Genomic DNA, 5,314 nt, shown 5'->3' on the forward strand with positions numbered 1-5,314 from the left:
AGCCGCGGCTGTTCGACGGTGCCCGCGCGGTGATCTCGCTGGGGCACGACGAGTACTACTCGCCGCGGATGCGGGCGACGCTGACCGCCGCCCGGGACGCCGGGGCGAACATCGCCTTCCTCGGCGCCAACGCCGTGTACCGCCGGATCCGGCTCGCGCCCACGCCCCATGGGCCCGACCGGCTGGAAACGGGCTACAAGGTCGCCAACGAGGACCCCCTGTACGGGCGGGACAACAGTCAGATCACCGCGAACTGGCCGTCGCCGCCGAACGCCGACCCGGAGAGCTCGCTCACCGGCGGCATGTACCAGTGCAACCCGGTGCACGCCGACCTGGTGGTGACCAACCCCGGTCACTGGCTGCTGGCCGGCACGGGGCTGGCGGCGGGCAGCCGGATCCCGGGCATGATCGGATCCGAATATGATCGCGTCGATCCCAACCGGCCGACGCCACAGATGATCGAAGTGCTGGCCCACTCGCCGGTGGCCTGCCACGGTCAGGCCGACTACTCCGACGTCAGCTACTACACGGCGCCGTCCGGGGCCGGTGTCTTCGACGCCGGCACCAGCGCGTGGGTGTGCGCCCTGCTCGATGTCTGCGGGCCGGGCACCCAAGGGGAGCCGGTGCAGCGGTTCGTCACCCAGGTCACCACCACCCTGCTGCAGGCCTTCGCCGCGGGGCCGGCCGGGCGGGTCCACCCCGCGGCCCGGTCCGTCCCGGCCGAGGCCCGCAGCACACCTGTCACCGGCAGCGAACGCTGACCCGAAACCCCGTTGTGGCGCCGTCCGCCCGCCTGCCTGCCTGCCCACCGGCCCGTCTGCCCCATTCGCTCCGATCCAGGGCCTACTCGTCTAGAGTCACCCATCGCACGCGTAACGCCGTAGATCGTTCGCCGGACATCCGCGATGCCGGCGAACGCTGTCGAAAGTAGGTAGTGGATGTCTTCGATGATCGCCAGACCGGCGGGCCGCGCATCACGATGGGGAATCGTCCTGCTGGTGGCGCTGCTCCCGGCCGTGCTGCTCGGGGCGTGCAGCTCCTCGAACGGCGGCTCCAAGACCGTGCAGGGCGCCACGGCATCCAGCTCGACGGGCACCGACGACGACTCCGAGTACAGCGGTGCCTGCCCGACGGCCGGCAACAGCAGGGCCTTCGCCAAGACACGGTTCGCGGTGCACGCGGGCCTCGCACTCGGGGCCTTCCACCGGTACATCTACAAGCCGGCGAAGAACGGCGGCTTCCGATCCGGAGCCCCGAAACGGAAACGTACCTACGCCAAGGCCGCGGTCGCCGGCGTGTTCACCGTCCACGAACTCAAGGTCGCCAAGAAGTTCGCCCTGGCCAACCCGTCACTGTGCAACGCGGTGCAGTCAATCAGCGACAAGTTCAACACCCTCACCGGGAAGTTGAAGAACGGCACCGCGACGGATGCCGACATCAACTCCGAGGAGAACCTCTTCACCGCTTTCCAGCAGACCGCCGGACAGGCCGGTTTCGGCTTCACGGAGAAGAACGTCACGGTGCCCGGCGCCGGCTGAGTTCCGCTCCGCCTCGCCGCTCCGCGCCGCCGCCTCGCCGTTCCGCCCGGCGGGCCCTGGTGGCGACCCGCGGACGATCGGCCCGGTCCCGCCAATCCACCAATCATGCAGTGGAGTTAGATAAGCGTGACAGGATGCGATGGGGCAAGGGAACCATCGGACGTCGGGGCGCGACGGGGGAGTCATGGCCGGTGGACCGGAGTGCCGTTCGGCGACGGACCCTCCCGGCAGTGCCGCGCATCACCGGAGTGGCCGAAGTAGCTGGCCGGGCTGGCGGGGCCGGCCGGGCCGCAGCGGCCGGGCCGCGGCGTTCGCCCGCATCGCCCGGCGGCGGGGACGCGTCACATCAGGGCCCGGCCGGCCCGGGTCACGAGATGTCCAGGACCTCCAGCAGCGCCGGCAGCACCGCATCGGCGGCCCGCCGCTCCGCCGGCGACAGGCCCGACAACCGGGATCTGATCAACTCCAGCGCGTCGTCATCACCGACCAGCCCGGAACCCTGCTCAATGTCACTGACTGGCCCGGAAAATCGCTCAGCTACCCGGCTGACGCTAGGCGCCGCCCATGAACCTCAACGGACATGTTTCGGTTCATCGTTGGAGCGAAGTTCCGCCGCGACAGGTGGAGGCCATTGCGCTACACGGAGTCACGGCATGGCAGCAGTCGACGACGGGAGGGCCCCGGCCTCCGGGGTCCGGGGCCCTCCCCTCTCATCGCGTTATCGCGTGGGATCCCCCTCGTTGGCGTGGGACCCTCGCTCGGGTCTCGTCAGCCGAGGCTGGCGATGGCCTCGTTGAAGATCTTCGACGGACGCATGACGGCCGCGGCCTTGACGGGGTCGGGCTGGTAGTACCCCCCGATGTCAGCCGGCGAGCCCTGGACCGCGATCAGTTCGTCGACGATCGCCTTCTCCTGGTCGGCGAGCGTCTTGGCGAGACCGGCGAACGCCTCCGCGAGACGGGGGTCGCCGGTCTGCGCGGCCAGCTCCTGCGCCCAGTAGAGCGCCAGGTAGAAATGGCTGCCGCGGTTGTCGAGGCCACCCAGCCGGCGGCTGGGCGACTTGTCCTCGTTGAGGAAGGTGGCGGTCGCGCGGTCGAGGGTGTCGGCGAGCACCTGGGCACGCGCGTTGCCCGTCGTCCGCGCGAACTGCTCGAAGCTGGCCGCGAGCGCCAGGAACTCGCCCAGGCTGTCCCAGCGCAGGTAGTTCTCCCTGAGCAGCTGCTGGACGTGCTTGGGCGCGGAGCCGCCGGCGCCGGTCTCGAACAGGCCGCCACCGTTCATGAGCGGGACGATCGAGAGCATCTTGGCACTCGTGCCGAGCTCCAGGATCGGGAACAGGTCGGTCAGATAGTCACGCAGCACGTTGCCGGTGACTGAGATCGTGTTCTCGCCGCGGCGGATCCGCTCCAGTGAGAACGCGATCGCGTCGACCGGAGCCTTGATCTCGATCCGCAGCCCGGAGGTGTCGTGCCCGGGCAGATACGCCCGGACCTTCTCGATCAGCCTCGCGTCGTGGGCGCGGTTCTCGTCGAGCCAGAACACCGCCGGGTCACCGGTGGCGCGGGCGCGCGCGACGGCGAGCTTCACCCAGTCCCGGATCGGCGCGTCCTTGGTCTGGCAGGCGCGGAAGATGTCGCCGGCGGCGACCGCCTGCTCCAGCACCACGGTGCCGGTCTGGTCGACGATCCGCACCGTGCCCGTGGTGGGGATCTCGAAGGTCTTGTCGTGGCTGCCGTACTCCTCGGCCTTCTGCGCCATCAGGCCGACGTTGGCCACCGAGCCCATCGTCGCGGGGTCGTAGGCGCCGTGCGCCCGGCAGTCGTCGATGGCGACCTGGTAGATGCCGGCGTAGCTCGAGTCGGGCAGGACCGCCAGGGTGTCCGCCTCCCGGCCGTCCGGGCCCCACATGTGGCCGGAGGTACGGATCATGGCCGGCATGGAGGCGTCGACGATGACGTCGCTGGGCACGTGCAGGTTGGTGATGCCGCGGTCGGAGTCGACCATTGCCAGGGCGGGGCCCTCGGCGAGCTCCGCGGCGAAGGAGGCCTTGATCTGCGCGCCCTCGGGCAGCGATTCCAGGCCCTTGAGGATACCGTCGAGCCCGTCGTTCGGGGACAGGCCGGCCGCGGCGAGCGTCGCGCCGTGGGTGGCGAACGTCTTCGGGAAGAAGGCCCGTACCACGTGGCCGAAGATGATCGGGTCGGAGACCTTCATCATCGTGGCCTTCAGGTGCACCGAGAACAGCACGCCCTCGGCCTTGGCCCGGGCGATCTGCGCGGTGAGGAACTCGCGCAGCGCGGCCACCCGCAGGACGGCCGCGTCCACTACCTCGCCCGCCAGCACCGGCAGGGACGGGAGCAGGACGGTGGTGCTGCCGTCGTCACCCGCAAGCTCGATGCGCAGCGTGCCGGCCGCGGCGATGATCGTGGACTTCTCGGTGGAGCGGAAGTCGTCGGCGCCCATCGTGGCGACGTTCGTCTTCGAGTCGGGTGTCCACGCGCCCATCCGGTGCGGGTGGGCCCGAGCGTAGTTCTTCACCGAGGCCGGGGCGCGGCGGTCGGAGTTGCCCTCGCGCAGCACCGGGTTGACGGCGCTGCCCTTCACCTTGTCGTAACGGGCGCGGATCTCCCCCTCCTCGTCGGTCTTCGGGTCGTCCGGGTAGTCCGGCAGCGCATAGCCCTGCTGCTGCAGCTCGACGATCGCCGCCTTCAGCTGCGGAATCGAAGCCGAGATGTTCGGCAGCTTGATGATGTTCGCCTCGGGCGTCCTGGCCAGCTCACCGAGCTCGGCGAGCGCGTCCTCGATGCGCTGGGCCTCCTCGAGATCCTCGGGGAAACTGGCGATGATCCGCCCCGCCAGGGAGATGTCGCGGCTGTCGACACTGACCCCGGCCGTCGCGGCGTACGCCTGGACCACGGGCAGGAACGAGTACGTCGCCAGGGCCGGAGCCTCGTCAGTGTGTGTATAGATGATGGTCGAGTCAGTCACCGATACTCCGCTTCGCGTCTGTTTCATCTGGGTATCAAGGTATGCCCTGAACGCCCGCTCCACCGGGGTCCTCGCCGGGCCGGGGCTGTCGGCAGCGGCACCCCACCGACCAGCATGATCGCCATATCGGGTCTCCTCGCGCGCGGGGCTCGGTGACGCTCCGGACAACCCGGGCACGCGGTCGCCGGCCGGTTCCGGACAGCCCGGCTCGCCGTCCACGGGGCCAACCTAGGAGCCAACTTCGGGGCCAACCTCTCCAAACGCAACGCGACCATCTCCTCCGGACTCGCCGCGGTGGGGGCCGATGTAGCTTATTTCTTCGGCGATCGCGGCAGCCACCTCCGGATCAGTCGCCGGCCACCGGGTGCGGGTGGGACGGCGCGGGCAGGTGTCGAGAAGGTGTCGCGCAGGTGTCAGGTCCGGGCAGGTGTCGGATCCGGGCAGATGTCAGCTACTGCCACCCGCGGTGGCGGACACGACGCGGAGCAGGACGGTCAGGCGGTCCCAGGCGACGAGGGTGGCATCGTCACGCTCCTGGGTGGGCGGTGCCGCGGCGAGAAGCTGCACGGTTTTCACCGCCGCATACAGGTACAGCGGTCGGGGCCGCCAGGCGATCAGCTGCGGGTACGTCTCGTCCAGCGCCCGGTGGACGAGGTACCGGGCCGGGGCGTCAGGTCGATGCTGCCCGGAATCCAGCTGGTGGAGGATGGCGGCGGCAGCATCGACCTCGTCCGCGTCCGGTATCCAGGCGTAGGTCCGCAGGGCGGTCTCCGCTTCGTTGAGCGCCT

General features: G+C 70.0%; 4 protein-coding genes. 2 read left to right on the forward strand and 2 right to left on the reverse strand.

Annotation, left to right across the window (positions count from 1 at the left end):
* Together AC08ON_RS14940 and AC08ON_RS14945 are read left to right on the forward strand one after the other, a co-directional pair.
* On the forward strand, window positions 1-761 hold a 761-nt coding region (locus tag AC08ON_RS14940), incomplete at its 5' end, for a N,N-dimethylformamidase beta subunit family domain-containing protein (protein ID WP_476617181.1).
* A 186-nt stretch (window positions 762-947) separates the two neighbouring features.
* Entirely contained in the window at window positions 948-1,538 is a 591-nt protein-coding gene (locus AC08ON_RS14945) for a hypothetical protein (protein WP_476607995.1), read from the forward strand.
* A 768-nt stretch (window positions 1,539-2,306) separates the two neighbouring features.
* On the opposite strand, the gene AC08ON_RS14950 is transcribed toward AC08ON_RS14945, so the two are convergent.
* Window positions 2,307-4,526 (reverse strand): NADP-dependent isocitrate dehydrogenase, encoded by a 2,220-nt coding sequence (locus AC08ON_RS14950; RefSeq protein WP_476607996.1) that lies wholly within the window; start codon window positions 4,524-4,526, stop codon window positions 2,307-2,309.
* A gap of 447 nt (window positions 4,527-4,973) precedes the next feature.
* On the reverse strand, window positions 4,974-5,314 hold a 341-nt coding region (locus AC08ON_RS14955; protein WP_476617182.1), incomplete at its 5' end, for a hypothetical protein.

The sequence above is a fragment of the Frankia sp. CoWAU3 genome, from assembly GCF_977971855.1.

Excerpts from the sequence above, each read along its gene's own strand:
- AC08ON_RS14945 (WP_476607995.1), top strand. The coding sequence starts at position 948 with ATGATCGCCAGACCGGCGGGCCGCGCATCACGATGGGGAATCGTCCTG.